This is a genomic window from Hominilimicola sp., assembly GCF_046972485.1.
GTDB classification, from domain to species: domain Bacteria; phylum Bacillota; class Clostridia; order UBA1381; family UBA1381; genus Hominilimicola; species Hominilimicola fabiformis.
The window spans coordinates 1-18,179 of record NZ_JBKVWU010000007.1; the positions used below are offsets into that span (position 1 = coordinate 1).

At 34.1% G+C, this 18,179-nt stretch carries 12 protein-coding genes; 7 read left to right on the forward strand and 5 right to left on the reverse strand.

The features are described 5' to 3' along the window. Positions 1-38 precede the first annotated feature (38 nt). From ACLTU0_RS01740 to ACLTU0_RS01770, 7 genes are all read left to right on the forward strand, one after another. Entirely contained in the window at positions 39-287 is a 249-nt protein-coding gene (locus tag ACLTU0_RS01740) for a type II toxin-antitoxin system Phd/YefM family antitoxin (RefSeq protein ID WP_412321138.1), read from the forward strand. Next, positions 287-622 (forward strand): type II toxin-antitoxin system RelE/ParE family toxin, encoded by a 336-nt coding sequence (locus ACLTU0_RS01745; protein ID WP_412275423.1) that lies wholly within the window; start codon positions 287-289, stop codon positions 620-622. The genes ACLTU0_RS01740 and ACLTU0_RS01745 overlap by 1 nt, the downstream gene beginning before the upstream one ends. A 113-nt stretch (positions 623-735) precedes the next feature. After that, a complete protein-coding gene (locus ACLTU0_RS01750; RefSeq protein WP_412321140.1) occupies positions 736-1,311 on the forward strand; it encodes a hypothetical protein in 576 nt (191 codons plus the stop codon). 88 nt (positions 1,312-1,399) lie between these two features. After that, positions 1,400-1,798, forward strand: coding sequence for a PrgI family protein (locus ACLTU0_RS01755; RefSeq protein WP_117966055.1), 399 nt, complete (start codon positions 1,400-1,402; stop codon positions 1,796-1,798). Next, positions 1,731-4,085, forward strand: a complete 2,355-nt coding sequence (locus tag ACLTU0_RS01760) for a VirB4-like conjugal transfer ATPase, CD1110 family (RefSeq protein WP_412321141.1) — start codon at positions 1,731-1,733, stop codon at positions 4,083-4,085. Before ACLTU0_RS01755 ends, ACLTU0_RS01760 begins: the two co-directional genes overlap by 68 nt. 64 nt (positions 4,086-4,149) lie before the next feature. Continuing rightward, positions 4,150-6,516, forward strand: coding sequence for an NlpC/P60 family protein (locus tag ACLTU0_RS01765; protein WP_412321142.1), 2,367 nt, complete (start codon positions 4,150-4,152; stop codon positions 6,514-6,516). Positions 6,517-6,595: 79 nt separating this feature from the next. Continuing rightward, on the forward strand, positions 6,596-7,165 hold the full coding sequence (locus ACLTU0_RS01770; RefSeq protein WP_412321144.1) for a hypothetical protein: 570 nt from the start codon (positions 6,596-6,598) through the stop codon (positions 7,163-7,165). Between the two features lie 29 nt (positions 7,166-7,194). Here ACLTU0_RS01770 and ACLTU0_RS01775 read toward each other — a convergent pair whose 3' ends face one another. The 5 genes from ACLTU0_RS01775 to ACLTU0_RS01795 form a co-directional block, all read right to left on the reverse strand. Further along, the gene (locus ACLTU0_RS01775) at positions 7,195-7,905 is read right to left on the reverse strand and encodes a hypothetical protein (protein ID WP_412321145.1); all 711 of its coding nucleotides are present in this window, start codon (positions 7,903-7,905) and stop codon (positions 7,195-7,197) included. A gap of 424 nt (positions 7,906-8,329) precedes the next feature. Further along, entirely contained in the window at positions 8,330-8,791 is a 462-nt protein-coding gene (locus ACLTU0_RS01780) for a hypothetical protein (protein WP_412275428.1), read from the reverse strand. Positions 8,792-8,806: 15 nt separating this feature from the next. Then, positions 8,807-10,297 (reverse strand): RHS repeat-associated core domain-containing protein, encoded by a 1,491-nt coding sequence (locus ACLTU0_RS01785; protein ID WP_412321146.1) that lies wholly within the window; start codon positions 10,295-10,297, stop codon positions 8,807-8,809. 157 nt (positions 10,298-10,454) lie between these two features. Then, positions 10,455-11,705 (reverse strand): WG repeat-containing protein, encoded by a 1,251-nt coding sequence (locus tag ACLTU0_RS01790; protein WP_412321148.1) that lies wholly within the window; start codon positions 11,703-11,705, stop codon positions 10,455-10,457. Positions 11,706-11,732: 27 nt separating this feature from the next. Next, a complete protein-coding gene (locus ACLTU0_RS01795) occupies positions 11,733-18,170 on the reverse strand; it encodes an RHS repeat domain-containing protein (protein WP_412321150.1) in 6,438 nt (2,145 codons plus the stop codon). Positions 18,171-18,179: the final 9 nt, after the last annotated feature.

An 18,179-nucleotide genomic window follows, 5' to 3' on the forward strand; every position in this document is an offset into this window, starting at 1 on the left:
ATAATAATTACAGCAAATTAATGTGAGGAGGAGTTATTATGCCAAATATCAGACCTGTTTCAGATTTAAGGAATTATACCGATGTTTTAAAAGATATTAGTATTGATTCGCCTGTTTTTTTAACAAAGAACGGCAGAGGAAGATACGCAATTATTGATATAGACGAGTACGAAAGAACACAAGCAAAAATTAAAATTATGTCGAAATTAGCAGACGCAGAACAAGCCGCAAAAAAAGACGGCTGGATTGACGCTGATGATGTAAAGAAAATATTGGGGGTTGAATAATGGCAAAAATAAAATTATCCCCATTGGCAATAAGCGATTTACAAGAAATAAAGTCATATATCAGTGATGATTTAAGCAATCCTATCGCCGCCAACCGAGTAATAAATCAGATAATAGATGATTACACATTACTTGAAACTTCACCCGAAATGGGTATATCTCTTTCCGCTAAAATAAATATAACGACCGATTATCGTTATTTAGTCAGCGGAAAATACATAGTGTTTTACAAAACGGACACAGAATATGTATATATATCACGCATACTTTATGGTGCAAGAGATTATATCCGTATTCTCTTTAATGACGAAATAACAGACAATAGCGAACTTTAATCAAATTATGAAGTTGCCACTATTTTAAATAGTGGCAATTTTTTTATGCAAAAATTTTCAATGTAGACAACTTGTTTGCCGGTTATTGCAAACAAATTAAGGAGGGAAATATAATGGCATATAACAATCTAATCCGTGCAAACGACCCTATGGCAATAAATATGTTAAAGGAGAATTTAGCACATTTTGAAAACAATATTGCATATATGCAGGCAGTTAATGACTATTACAAAGCAAACGGTACAATGGTAAACTTTGAGGGCATTGACTATGCAGAGGCAGTAAGACTCGACGAGCGAGTAAACGGTTATCAATCAGCCCCATATCCAGGAAGATTTTTTAAAGAAAATTATGAGAAAATCGGCAGAATAAAATCGAACATTGACCGTTTGGAAAACAGACCTAAAACAATGTTTAATGGTTGGCAGTTTGTAGGTGGCGAAGCTATTATAAATCTTGCAAATAACCGCTTGCAGCTTATATTTGAGGAAAAACCAACATCGGAGCAGAGAGCAATATTAAAGCAAAACGGTTTTAAATTTGCCCCAAAAGCAACCGCGTGGCAACGTCCGTTAGATTATAAAATTATGGCTACGGCAAACCGTATTGATTTTATAAAACCGCTTGACGGTAAAACACCTATGGACTTGCAACCAAAAATGACACATCGCAACGCACCCGAAAGATAAGGTTACTCAAGATATGGAGAATAATAATAGCTAAAAAATATCATAAAAAGCATAAGGACGAAGATGAGCGTTAAGTTTGGAGGTATTTATGGAAATACGAATCAATAAGGAAATTAAGAACTACCACGAAAGCCTGTTTTTCGGATTGTCCGCACGTCAGTTTATATGCTCGGTTGCCGCGGTTGGTGCGGCTGTTGGCGTATATTTCGGACTCAAAGATATTGTAGGAAAAGAAATAGTTTCGTGGTTATGTATAGTGTGTGCGTTGCCTTTAGCAGCCGCAGGCTTTTTTAAATATAACGGTATGCAATTAGAGGAATTTATAATTGCATTTATTCGGAGCGAATTTATATATGCAGGTGTGCGTACATTCAAATCTGAAAACATTTTGTACAATATATATAAGGAGGTTTTGGCAGATGTTAAAAAATCAAAAAAGAACACCCACACAGCTTTTTGGAAAAAAGGAAAAAAGAATAATTCCTAAAAGTGTTCAACAGTCTATCCCTATAAAGCGTATTTATAGAGATGGTATTATGCAGTGCGGTCAATATTTTTCTAAAACGTGGCGTTTTTCAGATATAAATTATGCGGTTGCGTCAGATGATGACCAATTAGAGATGTTTCTTGCACACTCGGCAATCCTAAATGGACTGCCGACTGACGCATTTGCAAAGATTACTATATACAATAAGCAACTGAACAGAAACGTATTTGAACAGTTTATAACACCAACTGATAAAGCCGACAAAAACAGTATAACATATGCGAAAGAACTTAAAGCATTGTTGAGTGATAAGATGGCAGACAGTAATAATATCGTCCACGAAAAATATATTACTATATCAAGTGAAAAGAAAAACATTGAGGAGGCACGCACATTCTTCGCTCGTGTCGGTAACGACTTAACCGTCGATTTCGGTAAAATATCATCACATATTACGGAGCTTAACTACAAAGAAAGGCTCCGTATTTTTTATGACTTTTTTCGTGGCAACGATGGTGGAATATTCAATTTTGACCTCAAAAAAGCTATGGCAGTAGGTGCGGACTTTAAAGATTATATATGCCCTGACAGTATGGAATTTAAAAGCGATTACATAAAAGTCGGTGATAGATTCGCAAGAGTTATCTTTTTGAAAGAATACCCGTCATTTTTAAAGGACAGTATGATATCTGAACTGACAGACTTTTCTCGCAGTATGATGTTGTCGGTGGATATTAAGCCTATCCCTACCGACGACGCGGTAAAAGAAGTGCAAAAAAAATTATTAGCGGTTGAAACTGATATTACAAAATGGCAGCAAAAGCAGAATATGAACAATAACTTTTCTGCAACCGTACCATACGAATTAGAGCAAATGCGAAAAGAAATTAAGGAATTTCTTGATGACCTTACCACTCGTGACCAAAGAATGATGTTTGTTACCGTAACAATTTTACATATTGCGGATAGTCTTGACGCACTTAACAATGATACCGAAACTATTCTGTCAATAGGTCGCAAACACCTTTGTAATTTCGCTGTTCTCAAATATCAACAAGAGGACGGAATGAAAACCGTACTGCCATACGGATTGATGAATATTAGAGCTATACGTACACTGACGACGGAAAGCACTGCGGTACTAATGCCGTATAAAACTCAAGAAATAATCGACAATGACGGTATCTATTACGGTATCAATGCAATATCACATAATCTCTTAATGTGCAACCGCAAATTGTTACTTAACGGAAACGGATTTGTTCTCGGTGTTTCTGGTAGCGGTAAATCATTTGCGTCAAAGATGGAAATTGCTATGTCGGCATTGTTTACAAACGATGACATTATTATTGTAGACCCTGAAAGAGAGTATGCTCCGTTAATTTCAAATCTTGGCGGTGAATCAATTACACTATCAGCGTCATCAAATAATCATATAAATGCTATGGATATAAATAACGATTTCAACAACGAAGATAATCCTATATCAATTAAATCTGAATTTTTAATATCGCTATTTGACCAATTATTGAAAACTGGTGATGCAAGAAATAGTGGCGGTGTTGGAGCAAAAGAACGGTCTATTATTGACCGCTGTACTATAAATGTATATGAACAGTATTTCAGCAATACTAATCAGACTATGCCCACGCTTGCAGATTTCAGAGAGGAATTATTACATCAACCCGAACAAGAAGCAAAAGACCTCGCACTGTCATTGGAATTGTTCGCTACGGGCAGTTTGGATTCCTTTGCACATCAAGGTAATGTAGATGTTGACAGGAGAATTATTTGCTATGACATCTTGGAATTAGGCGAACAAATGAAATCGGTCGGATTGCTTATAATGTTGGATAACATTATGAACAGAGTTATGGAAAACAGGAAACGCGGTATATATACACGAGTATACATAGACGAATCACATTTGTTTTTCAAAAACCCATACAGTGCTGAATTTCTATTGAAGGCGTGGCGACGTTTCAGAAAATACGGAGGACTTTTAACTGGAATAACCCAAAATGTTGAGGAATGTCTGAAAAATGATACTGCAAGGTGGATGATTTCGAATTGTGAGTTTTTGCTTATATTTAATCAATCACCTTCGGACAGAGCCGAACTTGCTTCAATGCTTAATATATCTCCCGCACAAATGGGATATATAACAAATTCGTCGGCAGGACGCGGACTGATTAAAGTCGGCGGCTCGATAGTACCGTTTACAAATGACTTCCCTACTGATACAGAACTCTATAAATTGATGAGTACAAAACCGGGTGAAAAATAAATTACACAGGCGGCGGTGAAAATCGCCGCCTTATTTTTTTATATAAGAATTGAGGTGATAGTAATTGAGCGAGTTAAAGACAAAACCTAAAACCAAAGAAAAACCACATGCGGCAAAACACATTGTTAAAAACGCACCAAAAGATGTGAAATCTATTCCGTATAATGTTCTCAGCAACGCTCCATCTGTTATGAAAGAGCAACTTATAAAGCGGAACTCAGAAAAACAGTTGAATGACAATGACGAACAGACTCCCGAAAATTATGCAACAGATACAATAGAATTTGCAGCATACAGTACAACGTCAAAAGTCTATCGAACTATGCGTATTATTGCGGATAATAGAATAAAATCACACAAAACACACAAAATCAAGACTAAAGAAAATTATACAATTCCTAATGTTTCCGTTAAACCTACTACAAATAATATACCTAAGTTAGCAAATAATCAGCCGAAAAACTTGCAATTAACAGACGGAAAAATTCCAACTAATTCGAGTGAAATCAGGAATATACCTAAAACCGTAAGCAGAACTCCAAAAATTGCAGAAGATAAAAAAATTATGTCCAAATCGAACATAATTAAATCAGAGCAAAAAAATAATCCCGAAACAAAAATGTTTACGCCTAAAACAAAAGAAGAATATACCGCCGCACAGTCCGAAACTTCTTTTGCCGTTCCCGAAGTGAAACAAAAATCAATACAAAAATCAGTACAGAAATCAACTGCGAAACAAAAATCAGATATTAAGACAAAAGAAAATTATATCAAATCTCATATTACGGATACAGATATAAAAAGCCCTGACAATGCAAGACACGAATATGTCAAGAATAAGTTGAAATCAAAATTGACGGAACAAATGCAATCACAAAATAAAGACGCTAATATGCCGAATACTCCAAATGCGGATATTATCTCCAATGCTCCCTCAGTTGATAAACCGAATATAAAAACAAAAGAAAACTATATGCAGTCTTTACGGAACGGAAAAGTAGAGCCTATAAAAACGGCATACAATACACCTAAGCAGAAAACAAGTATTGTTCCCCGTCAAATGCAAACTACAACATCAAAAGCGGTACATAGTAAAGAACAAATAACATCTAAGACTGTAAAAAACGGCAAGAATATGTTTAAGGCGAGCCGAATTGCAAAGAAAAAAGTATCAAAAACTCACAAAGCCACTGTTAAAACACAAAAACAGGTCGCAAAGCAAACTGCAAAACAGACCGCAAAATTGTCAAAAGAGGCTGCACAAAGAAGTGCGAAGATTGCAAAATCTGCGGTGCGTGTAGCAACTAAAGTTGCAGTCAAAGTTGCACAAGCAGTTGCCAAGGCAGTCAAGGCTATTTCAACGGCAATTGCGTCCGGCGGTGCCGTGGCAGTTGTAGTGGTTATATTGATTGTTGTCATTATTATAGCAGCTATTGCGGCAAGTCCGTTTGGTATTTTTATTTCTGAGGAAGTAACGGATACAGGAACAATTCCATTATCGCAGATTATAGCGGAATACAATGTTGAATTGACACAAGAAGTCGAAGATATTGAATTATCCATAGACCATACAGAGGTTGATGTTATAGATAATCAGACTGACAGAAATGTCGTGATTGCGGTATTTGCAGCAAAAACAGCAGGAACTGATGACAACACTGCTGAAGATGTTGTCATATTTGATGATATTAAAGCCGAAAAACTAAAAACATATTTCCGAGCCGCTAACACCGTAAATCATACGGTCGAAGAAATTGCGGTATCAGATACAGAAACAAAAAATAAACTCACCGTCACGATAAATGGCAAAACAAAAGATGAGTTGATGGATTTATATGAATTAACCGCAAAGCAACGTGAGGCAGTGGAAACCTTACTTGAACACGGCGATGTTTTGACCTCATCAAGCCATAGTTTGGCAATTACAAATGCAGATGTTCAAAGCATTATAAATGGATTGCCGTCATCGCTTCCGCAGAAACGCAAGGATGTCGTCAAAAATGCAGGCTCACTTGTTGGTAAAGTAAATTATTTTTGGGGTGGTAAATCAAGTGCAATCGGTTGGGACAGTGCTTGGGGTACTATGCAGAGAGTAACTGCCGCAGGAAGTCCATCATCAGGAACACTAAGAGCATATGGATTGGACTGTTCGGGATTTGTCACTTGGGTATTTAATAACAGTGGTATGGGATATGCTGTCGGACACGGAACATACGGACAGCGTGACGCCAGTATTCAAGTAACAGCGTCAACAGTGCAAGCAGGTGATTTATGTTTCTTGCTGAGTTATAGCCACGTTGGAATAGTTGTCGGTAAAGATACAAATGGTAATATTCTTGTTATTCACTGTTCTTCCAGTGCAAATAATGTAGTAATATCCACCGCGTCAAGTGTTGGATTTACAGTTTTCCGCAGACCAAATTGCTATTAAATATTTAATCGAATTTTTTTGCCGATAGAGATATTTTCTGTTATGATAAATATATCAAATAAACAGGAGGTATTTCATTATGAAAAAGAAAATATTCACACTAATAATCACGGTGGCATTGACCACGATGAGCACCACAACTTTTGCGGCTGAAATCCCGCGAGAAAGTACACCATTAAATGCAACAGAGGAACAGACACAAATTGTTGAGAATTTAATCGGTGATATTCTTGATGATGTACAGACGGGAAATCTCGGTTACACATTAGCCGCAGGCTATGCAAACACTAAAATACGCAATGCGGTAATTACAGGCGAAACAAATGGATACGGATATGGGATATTATCACCGATAGCACAGAACGCAATCCGTGTTATGTGTGATAGACAGTTACGACCTGACGCCTACACCCAAGCGGAACAACAGTTAAAAGTATCACTTGCTGACATCATCACCGAGGTTGAGAACGGAATGGATATGGATACCGCCATCAAAGCGGCTTATGAAAAAATCTATCAATCCGTAAATATATCATTTAACTATGATGAACAATTTTCACTTGACACCTGTTATCGCGACATTCCTGCTGTTGGAATGGAAATGTTTACAGTGGCAAGAAAATTGCTTAATTCTGCAAAAATAAAATAAGGGAGCTACTGAATCGCAACTCCCTTATTTTATTTAAGTTTTCTAAACGAATTTTCTATATGTGTAACATAATCATAATTTTTCAAATAAATATCCTCTTGGTCTGTAGGAAATGAAAATGTGTACATTCTTGCAATACCATTAGTGAATATACATTTTCTATAATGAAAATATCCATCAGCTGTTTTGCTTGAAATCACATACCAACCATCATTTTCAAGTTGGTCATCACGATATAATTCTGTTCCGCCGTAAGTCCTTCTGAATGTATCAATAACAAACAAATCCGGTAGTTCATCATCAACATATCTTGCTATAAAATTAAGCGTCGCCCTTCGATCTTCTGACGTTAAATTAAAATCATTTTCAGTATCTTGTTGCAAACTGCCTTCTAATTCAAAATTAGAAGGGCAATCTATCGTATAGTTAAACGTTTCAGATGTACGTTTCTCAAATGTTGGTTCCACATACACAGTTGGAGTTGGAATGGGAGTCGGTGTAGATGTAGGTTCAGGCTCTGCTAATCCCCAATCAATCAATGTATTATCTATAACATTTATTGGATTTTCAAAGTTATATCTAAAACACCATTGCCCCAACAATAATACAATTCCTATTAATAATGGGATTACTATATATAAAACTATTCTATTATCTCGTATTTTCTTAATAAACAATAATACTATACAAATAACAATTAATACAAAAATACTAATTAATAATACCCATGATGCTGTCATAATAAAACCTCCTTACACAGACCATTGTTGAGTTTATACTCAAGCTCACTTCTATTTTATTAAATTGCAATTTCAAGATTAGTTACTCAAAAATTTTTCACTATCTATTGCAATTATATAATATATATCACAGTATAAAACAGCTTACAATAAAATAGAGTGAATTATGCAAATATCAACGTAAAAACAGATTTTTCGACAAAAACAAGAGGACTACATCTTATTATGCAGTCCCCTCTATTTTCATGAACAAATATTTTAATTATGCAGTTATCCATACTATATGCATAATTAATTGTCTGATTTCTGTACAACGATTTTTCAGAATTCCGTCAGCGAGAAGTGGAAAGAGAACCGCCCCTTGACGTTCATGTTCCATTAATCGTATCCGTAACATTTGTGCCAGAAGATATCTCCACTTTTGTTAGCGAATTTTGGTTAGTAATTTGTCAAATCGCGACCTATCTTTTTCCGAAACTTCTTCAAGAGAAGTAATAACTTCAATGTCACCCTTTTTTTTCATTTCCTCTACATTTATTAAATTACATCCTATTGCTCGATAGTATAAAATTTTATTGTTATGTGTGTCCAACCTTATATATACTAAGCCATCATCGCCACAAAAATACATATATTTACCATAAGATTTATATGAATTTAAGTCATTAATAACTGTTTCATTATATTTAAAATTGTATAAACAGTATTTTTTTTCTCTATTCATAGATGTATAAGTTAGAATTTGATATTCTCTATTTCCAAAAGTTTTATGAGTATCGCGACCAATACTATATTCATAGTTTTGAGATATAAGTCTACATATAACAACAAATACAACGATAGATATTATCACACAAAAAATTAGTGTTTTAATTATTTTCTTCATTATATATTACCTTTCTTAATATGTATCATAAAAATCTATATACACCTCTACTGGTTCAATTACATTCATGGCTTGATCCAGATATGCTAAGTCATTCATCGTCCATAAAAACATACTTTTCAAATCATCTTCTAAAAATGGATTTCTGAATTCAGTAAAGTCAAATGTATCATATACTTGTATAAAAGTATTCCATGAGGCATCACTATTTCTTTCTGCTGTAACTACTACAGAAACATTATGTAATGCTGCCCCTAAATCTCCTCCTGAAACATCAAACGCATATGTAAATGTAAAGAATGCATATGAGGAATCATACTGTGTGCCATTTGACCATAAATAGTCATTTACTTGTTTTCTAAAACCACTATTATATTTTATTAAATCAGCAGCATACTCTCCATTGTGAGCTTCAAAGTGTTGTCCAGAGCCATATGTTGATAATTCTAATAATGTCGCTGTTAAATACCATCCTTTTCTATTTCTTAAATAATATTCCGCTCCAAGTCGCCATATATTTCTAGCCGCACTATCTACAATATATTTACCATCTGGATCAATCATCCGCACAGGATTGCTGTTACAATAAATATACAATGAGCCACTTTGTATAATTGCATTAATATTGGGTTTTTTATCATTACTATTTCCATAAATCATATTATCTACATTCCAATACGAATCTTCTGTTATAAATCGTCCTGTGGTTGGTCGGTAATATCTTGCCCTTAGATATACACTGTCGGTTTCTATATCATAATACTCACCACAATATCTGAATGGGTTCGTATCATTATTCATTTTGTTTGTTTCCACACCAAACGCATCATAATTATACTGCTTTGTTATAGCACCTGTACTGTTTGTAAGTTGAACAACATCACCGTGTCCGTTATATGTATAGAAGTTTTCATTGCTGCCATTCTTTGATGAAATAAGCTGTAGACCACGAATATACTTCGTTACAGTTCCGTCTGTCACATCTCCTACTATATCTGTACCATCCCATATATGTTTTGTTGTCTTTCCGTCAACGGTCTTACTCATGCGCAGTCCATCACCGTTATAAGTATAACTTGCTGTTTTGCCATTCTGCATTGTCTTTGTAAGCTGATTCCAACTGTTGTACTCGCTGTAACTGTTGGTATTATCAGCCCCAACAAGTGCAATGCCTACTCCTGCCGTGCCTGTACCGCCTGTTGATACCGTCATGCTTGAAATCTGATTACCGTTGGGGTCATACCAGAAGTCTGTTATTTCTTTTGCCGTTCCTGCTGTCTTGGTCTGATTGCGCATACGGTTATTCTTATCGTATGTGTAGCTTGTGGTGTATGTTTCATCGCCCGTAACGCTTAACTGGCTTCTGTTTCCGTAGCTGTCATACTGATAGGTGTATGTCTTATTGGGAGCTTGTTCGCTGACAAGTCTGTTCAACCCGTCATAGGTGTAGTTGGTTGTCTGACTGCCATATGATGACTTTTTCAGCGTTCCGTCGGGGTGAGACATTGTCAGGAGAACCGTCCCCTAGTCATAAGATGATTATTTATTATTTTTCAATACCCGGTATAAATTTTATCACAGCATTCTCTTTGTATCCTACAGAACCATTTCGTTTATGATTATATAGGTTTATGACACTTCGATAGAATTGTCATAAGCATTCTTAATGTGGTAAAATTTTTTCGCCATTTTTATTAATATAGAAGAAATTCTGATTATCATCTTTTGTTTCGAATAATCCACCTTTACAAGGTCTTAAAGAATTATATTTAGGTTCTATAATATATTTCCCTTGCATATCAATGACACCTGCTTTTCCGTTCACTTTATCCACGACACATGCAACTCCATCTGAAAAATCATAAACCATACTAAATTGTGAACAAAATACAATTTTTCCGCTTTCGTTTATATACGCACCATTATATAAATCCATTCGTACAGGTGCAAGACCATTAGAAAAACATCCTATATCAAAATATATAAAGTCCGCTATAACATTGTTTGATAAATCAATTATACCCCAATTAGAACCATTACCATTACAGGCGGCATATAGATTATTACTAATCTTTTTTAAATTGTTATACTGACAATCAATGACTATATTGAAATTATTATTAATAACACCATATTTGCCGTTTTGCTTAACAATTGCCATACCATCTTCAAATTCTCCTGCATATTCATATGTTTTATCCGTAACAAGTTCTCCTGCGCTATCAATATATGTCCAGATTTCAGATGGCGAATTAGGTGTAGGGAATGAAGTACCTTTAATCAATTTAGGTGCAATGCCATGAGTAAAATATTTAGAAGCAATAACTGTCTGAGAAGATTTTTCACCTAATTTGTTTATATAATAACTTTCGTTATTATATTCTACTAATGCCAACCCCTCGTTAAAATCACCTGCATATGAATATTTAATTGGTGTGATCAGTTCACCATATTCATCAATGAATCCCCAAATCATATTGTTGACGTCAGATGGAAGTTTTTCCCAAGTACTTATGTGATTGCCAACTACAGCAATGCCTTCATGAAATTCATGCACGACATCAAACTGTGCAGCAATTTGAATTTTACCTGTTCTATCCATGAATCCCATTTTTTGATTTTGCTTAAAAATAATTAAATTTTCGTTATCATCTTTCTCGACCAAGTTAATATTTATTGAATGATTACTGTCTTGCCATTCAACATTATATCCTAAAGTTTCAGATAGGTCTCTGATTGATACATATACTCTATTGTTAATACTTACAATTGGATTGGACAAACTTACTTCTTTATTGTTAAATATAATTTTATGTGTAACAATTTCTGCAATACATTGGTTAAAATTTTGTGCAAATACATAAACCGATGGTATTATAAGTAAAATACATATTAAAATTAATACTTTTTTCATAGAAATAACCCTCTTTCTAAATATTTATTACCAATTCCCAGCACCAATATGTTTATCTAATGTATTACTATCACTACTATAATAGAACCAACTATTAAGAGTCCATGTTTTATTCGTAAAAATTATGTCATAGTCAACTGGTTGCGCTCCACCAAGCCCAAATTGATAATTCATAATACTTTTAAATGGTACGCTAATATTAGGATCTGTTCTTTTTGTCGATCCCGTATTAGGATCTGTATAGTGGTAAATATCATATACATGAAAACCTGCATGACCAAATTCATGAGCAGAGGTAGACATAAAATCTGCCAATGAATATGTATATCCTGTTCTTCCATCTCCTACAAACATGTTTATCGGTCCTCCAAGATATGACCGAGAGTAATCATTCGCTGTAGTTACATTGTTGATGTTAACAACAATGCCATTTGCATGTTGTCCAGTATGACATGCAACAGTAGTACTGCTCCAATCATTACTTACACCATTAAGAAATGCATCTGCATATGTCATATTGTTAATGGTTGTATTGGTATTATCAGTAATATTAAAATTAACGCGTATAGATGAATTGCCCGTAACAGAATCCGTATAGACTACCATTTGTTCATCTCCTATTCCAAACTCTTGAATGAATAGAGAATCATCAACTTGTATTCTACCGTCTACATTATTTTTCGAATCAGATAAGACACTAAACGACTTATCATTCCAACTAACTGTTGCGGTTCGTGTAGATTCATCCCACTCAACACTTGAACCCGAATAAGTTCCGGCATAATCTCGTAATCCTACAGAAACCAACCCCAACGGATCAATAAATATAATAGGGTTGTTTCTACAATAGCTATACCAATTCAATCCATCTCTTATCGGGTCTTCGGTGATAAACCGTCCTGCTGTTGGTCTGTAATATCTTGCTCTTAGGTATATGCTGTCTGTTTCGGTATCATAATACTCTCCGCAATATCTGAATGGGTTAGTATCATTATCAGCTTTATCTGTTTCCACGCCAAACGCATCATAGCTGTACTGCTTTGTTATTGCTCCTGTGCCGTTTGTAAGCTGAACAACATCACCATGTCCGTTATAGGTGTAGAAGTTCTCGTTGCTGCCCTTCTTTGAGGAGATAAGCTGTAAACCTCTTATGTACTTTGTCACCGTTGAGCCGGATACATCAGCTGCAATGTTTGTTCCGTCCCAGATATGGCTCGTCTTAACACCGTTTATGGTCTTGCTCATTCGCAGTCCGTCACCATTGTAGGTATAGCTTGAGGTTTTGCCGTTCTGCATAGTCCTTGTAAGCTGATTCCAACTGTTGTACTCGCTGTAACTGTTGGTATTATCAGCCCCAACAAGTGCAATGCCTACTCCTGCCGTGCCTGTACCGCCTGTTGATACCGTCATGCTTGAAATCTGATTACCGTTGGGGTCATACCAGAAGTCTGTTATTTCTTTTGCCGTTCCTGCTGTCTTGGTCTGATTGCGCATACGGTTATTCTTATCGTATGTGTAGCTTGTGGTGTATGTTTCATCGCCCGTAACGCTTAACTGGCTTCTGTTTCCGTAGCTGTCATACTGATAGCTGTAGGTCTTATCGGGTGCTTGCTCGCTGACAAGTCTGTTTAATCCATCATAAGTGTAGTTTGTTGTACCCTTGTTAGTTCCCGCAACGCTTTCTGTCTTACTCTTTTGGTTTCCGTCTACATAGTATGTATAAGTGTATTTGGAAATCTGTGTACTTCCGTTTGCGTTGTTTACCTCAGTAAGCATATTTGCAAGATTATAAGAATAATCAGTTGTTTGATTTCCATATGATGATTTTTTTAATGTTCCATCAGGATTGTATGTATACTCTGCCTTCACATCACCATTTTCATATACGGTTGTAAGTTGATTAAGCTTATCATAGTCATAGGTAAGTGTATATTGAACAATATCATCTTTTGTGAGTGTGAAACTCTTGCGGTTTCCATTCATATCATAATTATACTCCTTGACTGTGCCATCTGTCAAGTCTTCCTTTGCTAATTGTCCAAGGTTATTGTAAACGTATGTAGTATTTACGTCACTACCTATCATAGAGGTACGAAGCCCTTTTTTATTATAAGCATAAGTATACGTGTCATTAGTCGTTTTACTTGAACTTTTTCGTGTAAGCTGATTTAATTCATCATAAGTATAACTTAAAATATTGCCGTTTCTGTCAACCGTTTCTATTAGATTTCCATTAATATCATAAGTGTTATTTACTTTTTGACCTAATGCATCAGTTTGCGTTGTACATCTATTCATATTGTCATATTCATACTTTGTAACGGCATAATCATTTGAACCACTGACCTTATCAAGTCCACTAATAACAAGATTGTCCACATCTCCCGTGTACATTCTTAATATATTTCCGACACTGTCATAATAATACTGTACGCAGCTTTCTACATTATTCCCATCAAAACCTCTTACTTTTGTAGGCTGATTCTGCCAGTTATACTGATATTCAGTTGTAGTATATGATACCGATTCACCTACAGCATTATTCGCTGTTTGCGATTTTGTTAAGTTACCATTTGAATCGTAATAATATTTGTTAGTTGAATATACTGTGCTTGTACCGTTCTTTTGGAATGGAATTTGTTCTTGAAGTAATCTACCAAGATTGTCATATGTATTCGTTGTTATATTACCGTTTTTATCTTTTACAGAAATAAGATTACCTAATCCGTCATATGTATTTGTTATACTCTTACCATTAATATCTGTTTCTTTTATTACATTTCCATCAACATCATAATCATATTGTGTTGTATATTGATTTGATGACCAATTCTCATCTGCTGCACGCGGCTCACGAATCGTTTTTATGTTTCCGAGATAATCATATGTGTATGTGGTTGTAGCAGCTTTTTCGGTATCATTTTCATTATATACTGTTTCTTCTTTGACTATATTGCCATAAATATCAGTATACTTTATATTTTTGACATTTTCAGCATCTGTATCACCATATACAAGTGTTGTGGTTTTTGTAAGCATGTCATCAACTGCATGTTCCGTCCATATACTTTCATGACGTAAAATCTTATTATCGGCATCTAATATCTTTTTGTCAATAATTTCACCAAGTCCATTATAGCCTACTTGTGTTTTTATACAGCCATTTTGAGTACTATATTGAGTACTTTCATATACTTGATAATAGTTTCCAGCTTCGTAATTTTCTTTGACGTCAGATAGTAGTATGTTATTTGTCACATCTGTTATTGATTTTTCTTCTCCAAAATTATCGTATGAATACTTAATTACATTTCCGTTAGCATCTTTAACCATAACATCATTTGTGTTATCATCAACAGTGAAGGTATATTCTGTGGTAGAAGAATTAGGGTTAGTTACTTTAGTAACACGATTCAGACTGTCATATGTATATTGATATGTCTGACCGTTAGCATCAGTTTCTGATATTATATTACCGTACCAATCATATTGGTATGATTTTGATACAGTACCTGCCGTAGAGCCTGAAACAAGGTTACCATCAATATCTTTAATTCCTGATACTGATATTTTATTTAAATATACTCCATCAAGTTTATTTGTTACTGAACGCAAATCGTTATAATCATATGATACTTCAACAAAATCACTCCAATTATTATTTCCTATATATCTTTTCTCAGTAATAATATTTCCATAATCATCATAAACATATGCACGTTTCTTTTTTGTGCTATTATTTTCGGTGACTGTCATGGTTTCTATTGATGATTTATCAGATGTTAACGTATAATTTGTAATAATCGTCGTACTGCTATCTTTTTTCTTTGATATTTTTATTGGAATATGGAATGTAGAATCATATGTGTAATATGTAGTATAATTTGAGTCGTTATTGATTCGTTCACTTAGAACATCTCCATATTTACCATTATCATATGTGTATTCTTTTGACGTTTCAACATATTTCTTATTATCATTCTTAAAATCATTATATATTTTTGTTGTTTCCTTCGTAAGAAGTTCTTGATTATTATATTCATAATCAGTGAATGTATCATAGGTATGCCCTGGTTCGGATTCAGAAGGTGTATCATCATATTCATCATAAACAGATTCTTTTAACCAGTTTCCGTTATAAGATTTTTTGTATATCGAATGTGTTCTTTCTTCGTGTGCATGTTTATATAATTTTTTTCTAGTATAAGAGTATACCCTATATTCATCAGGAACTTCCTTAATATTTCGGAATGTTGGATAACCATCATAAACAGAAGAATAATTATTATTTCCTTGATCGCGACCATATGCTTCTGTGCTTTTCCTAGTAGATGCTACATTTTCTTCACCACTGTAAATTTGCTTGCTAGTGAATACAGGTACTTCCATTACACCGCCAAGACCACAATTTTTTTTCATGGTATTATATTTCAAATCAGTTTTCATACCCGTAGGATATGATATAGTGGTAAGTAACTTGTAATTAATATTAGAAGGTGTTTTATCAATATCCTTACTTACCATAGATACCTTGCATTGTTGATCAGTATAATCATATTTCGTGATATAACCTTCAGCATTTTTTACTGATGATAATACCATATTATTTTGACCTATACCCGTCTTATTATATTCAATTGTACGATTCTGAGAAGGGTCATTTTTATCTGTTACAGTTATTATTACTTGTGAACTTTGATATTTAATATCTATTATTCGTCCAACACTATCAGTTATTTGTTTTAATTTAGGGTAATACAGTTTTCCATCGCGTATTTTATCATAACTAAATAAAATTTTGTTTTTATATCTATCTTCTATTCCCAACAATTGACCAACAGAACCAAAGTAGTATTTTTTCCCACTTTTCTCTGTTAATATATAGTCAATATATTCTTCGTTGAATTTTCCATTACCGCTTGATAATTGAATGTCTTTTAAATAATAATCCACTAAACTATTATCTTCTATTTGCCAAACACCATTTGAGCCCATATGGAGATATTCATATATTTCTTTGGCATTAGCATCATATCGTTTTTCTATATATGGGAAATCAAAAGCCCAACCCGTTCCAATATCAAAATATTTTGAAAAAGATGAGTCATCTATATCGTTGCTATAGGTAGAAGTATCCGAAGTCACTGTATATCTACCAACATTAATAACATTAAATGATCCAGAATCGGTTGCATCATATTCTATTTTCCTAATTTTACTTTTACCACCCGTATTAAAATTTATAGTATAATTAAAATATCCATTTTCTGCATATGATATGCACTGCTTTGCTGTTGATTCATTACTGAACATATAAGACGGCTCAATACCAGATTTTAATTTTTCAAAATCCTCATCATATGCATCAGCACTTACAAACATTCCATATGTGTAATTAGGTTTTTTGTTATAGTTTGTACGTCCTGGTGCAATATATACACCATTTATTATAGAAGTAGTTTGAGTACTTCCATCAGAAAGCGGTTCATTATAGTAGATTGTTACTTTTGGATTTCCGCACACAGCATAATAATTTTTTGTTTCTATATTAGATCCACTGGCATCTTTAGATACAGTTGCATCATAATTGTTGGCATTTGCAACTGAATAGTATCTGGTTAAATTTAAATCCAACCCATTCCTTCCTGGTAAATTTATATCGGTGGCTTTAATAAAATTATTACCTGTTAATTCGTTCACAGAAATATCATCGGAATTGTTATATCCGCCTTGATTAATCTGTTCAAAAACACTTTTGGGAAATATATAATTATTATACATATCAATCGTACTTATTGAGGAAGATTGGGTATATGTGGATAAAGTGTTTATTGTTGTGTCTTCTAATTCCAATTTATCTTCTTCGGATAACATCTCTTCATCAATTAATTGATCTATACCAGATAGTTTAATAAATTCCCACTGATTTTCGTTGATCGTTGTATTATCTTTGTTTAGACCCATTAATATATTATCCCAAGAAGATTCTTCAACCGTAAAATTATAATCTTTACTTTCTATTGAATCATTTTCAATAATATCTGAATCAACTATATTATCAGCTGATTGTGGGCGAATTACTTCATTGGGTATATATTTTTTTTGACCTTTTAATTTAAGTAATTCATAAGGGGTTTTATTATATATTGGAGCTAATTCTACTGCCATTTCAATATCTGACGGTTCATATCCCATATCATACAATGCCTGCATATCTCTTATATCAAGCTCCACGCCAGGATCTATAAAATCTTTTTCTACATTTTCAAAACTAAACCCTGATTCAGAATTAATATTAAATATATTACTTGCTATATTCTTTATTTTATCTGAGCTATATGATATCGTAGAATGGATTTTATCCAATACTGCTTTTGTATCTATTAATTCTTCAGCATATGCAACATTCGATAGCAACATTGATATTGTTAATATTGCAGCTGTTAATCTTTTTTGCTTTTTCATAATCACATT